The 3,198-nt window shown below is 59.2% G+C and carries 2 protein-coding genes; one reads left to right on the top strand and one right to left on the bottom strand.

All coding sequences use genetic code 11. From position 1 onward, the window contains the following. Positions 1 to 201 precede the first annotated feature (201 nt). Positions 202 to 1,680: an aminobutyraldehyde dehydrogenase gene (locus tag JUK32_RS18415; RefSeq protein ID WP_204140331.1), complete on the top strand. Its 1,479-nt coding sequence runs from the start codon at positions 202 to 204 to the stop codon at positions 1,678 to 1,680. A 42-nt stretch (positions 1,681 to 1,722) separates the two neighbouring features. Here JUK32_RS18415 and JUK32_RS18410 read toward each other — a convergent pair whose 3' ends face one another. Next, positions 1,723 to 3,057, bottom strand: coding sequence for an aspartate aminotransferase family protein (locus JUK32_RS18410; RefSeq protein ID WP_204140330.1), 1,335 nt, complete (start codon positions 3,055 to 3,057; stop codon positions 1,723 to 1,725). Positions 3,058 to 3,198 lie beyond the last annotated feature (141 nt).

Below are 3,198 nucleotides of genomic sequence, written 5' to 3'. Positions count from 1 at the left end.
CTTGAATCAATCTCAATCTGATTCCAGGTTTACAGAGTTTTGCCATCGCGGCATCGCCTCTTCGTTAGAAATTCAGCACCGTATCCTTACCCGTTAGGGACTACCAAATTTCGCTTTGTCAAGTTTGATGGTTCATCGTCCTTGGAAACAGGGTATAAGGTTGGAAATATTCGCAGACTGAACCCCAAAGGCAGGTGAGCTATGCAAACTTTGAAAAACCTGACCCACTACCCGATGGTAATTGGTGAAGAAACGGTGGCGAGTGGGAGCCAAGACTTGATCGACCCGGCCACGGGCGAAGTCTTTGCGACTGTCGCGGCAGGCACGCCTGCCGATGTTGACAAGGCCGTGGCCGCAGCCAAAACGGCGCAAAAAGCGTGGGGGGCGCTGTCGGTCGGTGAGCGCAGTGCAGCGTTGATGGCGTTTGCCGATGCGTTAGAGGCCAAAAGTGAAGAACTGGCGCGCTTGGAGAGCCAAAATGTTGGCAAGCCGATGAAGCTGACGACCGGGGGCGATATTCCCTTTGCGATCGATAACTTGCGATATTTTGCGGCCGTGGTGCGCCGTCAAGAAGGTACGGCGGCGAGCGAGTTTGTGGGGGGCTACACCAGCTTTACGCGACGGGAGCCGATTGGGGTAGTGGGGGCGATCGCGCCCTGGAACTATCCCTTCATGATGGCCATCTGGAAGTTGGGGCCAGCCCTGGCGGCGGGGAATGCCGTCGTCATCAAGCCTGCCCCCAACACGCCGATCACGACCATTGAGCTGGCCAAGATTGCCCTGGAGTCGGGTTTGCCTGCCGGGTTGATCAACGTGGTGACGGGGCATGCGGAAGTGGGGGAAGCCCTCTGCACCCATCCTGATGTCGGGATGATCACCTTTACGGGCAGCACGCGCACGGGCAAGCGGGTAGCAGAATTGGCGAGTCCGCTGGTGAAGCGGGTGACGCTGGAACTGGGCGGCAAGGCTCCCTTTGTGGTGTTTGCCGATGCGGATATCGAAGCGGCAGCGCGGGGGGCGATTCCGGCGGCGTTTATGAATACGGGGCAGGACTGCACGGCGGCGACTCGCATCTACGTGCAGGATGAGGTGTTCGATGCCTTTCTAGAGCGCTTTACAGAGCTGACGAAAAAAATCCGTCTGGGGGGGCCGTTTGACGCGATCGACATGGGGCCGCTGGTCAGCGATGTCCAGCGGCAAAAGGTGGATGGCTATGTGCAGGCGGCGCGGCAGCAGGGCATCCAGGTCGCGACGGGTGGCGTCTTACCCGATGGTCCGGGATTTTTCTATCCACCGACGATTTTGGTGGAGGCTCCCCAGGCGGCAAGCTGTGTGCAGGAGGAGATTTTTGGCCCGGTGGTGACGGTGAACCGCTTTAGCGACGAGGCAGCGGCGATCACGCTGGCAAATGATGTGCCCTACGGCTTGGCGGGCAGCGTGTGGACACTGAATGTGCAGCGGGCGATGCGGCTGTCGGCGGCGCTGGCCTGCGGTACGGTGTGGATCAATGACCACCTGCCCATCGCCAGTGAAATGCCCCACGGGGGCTTTAAGCAGAGCGGCATCGGTAAGGATATGTCGTACTACGCGATCGAGGAGTTCACGGTGGTGAAGCACGTCATGATGGACATTACGGGCGACCAGCGCAAGGAATGGCACTCCGTGGTTTTGGAGGATTAGCGCTCAGACCTCCGAGGTTTTCAAAACCTCGGAGGTCTGGGCTTAAACCTGATTGAGCACGGTTTTTAGGGTGCTGAAGATCTGGTCGATGTGCGATGGCTCAATGATCAGCGGCGGCGAGAGGGCGATATTGTCGCCAGCGGCGCGGACGAAGACTCCCGCCTCAAAGCAGCGCAGGAATACCTCAAAGCCCTTCGCACCGGGTTTCTCGGCAGGCTCCAGTTCGATGCCCGCGAGCAGGCCCAGGTTGCGCACGTCGATGACGTGGCGAGTGCCTTTGAGGCTGTGGGCTGCACTTTCCCAGTCGGCCCACAACGATTGAGCGCGGCTGAATAATCCCTCTGACTCGTAGATATCGAGGGTGGCGAGGCCAGCGGCGCTGGCAACCGGATGACCCGAGTAGGTGTAGCCGTGGAAAAACTCGATGCCGCTGTCGGTCGCCTGCATGAATGTGTCGTAGAGACCCTGGCGCACAAACACTGCCCCCATCGGGATGTTGCCGTTGGTGATGCCCTTGGCTGCGACCACCAGATCAGGCTGGACGCCAAAGTATTCCGCCGCAAAGGGCACCCCCAGGCGACCGAACCCGGTAATCACCTCATCGAAAATCAACAGGATGCCGTGGCGATCGCAAATCTCGCGTAACCGCTGCAAATAGCCCACCGGGGGCACCAGTACGCCCGTCGCGCCGTAAACGGGTTCCACAATGACGGCGGCAATGGTCTCTGCCCCCCGCTGCTCGACTACCTGCTCCAGCTCATCGGCCAGTGCTGCGCCCCACTGCGGCTGACCTTTGCTAAAGGCGTTGTGCTCCAGGTGGTGGGTATGGCCGAGGTGATCGACGCCGGGAGTCAGGTCGCTGAAAAATTTGCGGTTGGTCGCAATGCCCCCCACGGCGACCCCGCCTAAGTTCACCCCGTGGTAAGCCCGCTGCCGTCCCACCAACCGTTGACGACTGGGTTCTCCGCGCAGCGCATGATAAGCGATCGCCATTTTCAGCGCCGTATCCACCGCTTCCGAGCCAGAGTTGGTAAAAAAGACATGGTTCAAATCGCCAGGGAGCAACTGCACCAGCCGTTCCGCCAATTGAAACGGGCCGGAGTGCCCCATCTGGAAGGCGGAGCCGTAGTCGAGCTGAAGCAATTGCTGGTGGACCGCGTCGGCAATTTCTTTGCGCCCATGACCGGCGTTGACACACCACAAGCCAGCGGTGCCGTCCAAAATCTGGCGATCGTCAGCGGTGGTGTAGTACATACCCTGGGCTGCCACCACCATGCGGGGGCTAGTCTTAAACTGGCGGTTGGCGGTGAAGGGCATCCAGAAGGCTTTGAGCGTCTGGGGATAACTGGGTAGGGAAGGAGAGACGACCTCGGACATGGCTGGCTCCATAGAGATATTCAAAATGAGGTAGTGGGTTAACGTAAAGGACAGAGAAAAATAAGGGTAATTGCTCAACCCAGTAGCCAATCAGCTTGTTGTGAGGTAAGGACGCGGGAAATCGCCTCAAAGGCAGACAAC

This window comes from Halomicronema sp. CCY15110, from assembly GCF_016888165.1.
Classification (GTDB): Bacteria; Cyanobacteriota; Cyanobacteriia; order Phormidesmidales; family Phormidesmidaceae; genus Halomicronema.
The sequence above is the reverse complement of the archived record's forward strand: the minus strand, read 5'-3'. Positions and strand labels throughout refer to the sequence as shown.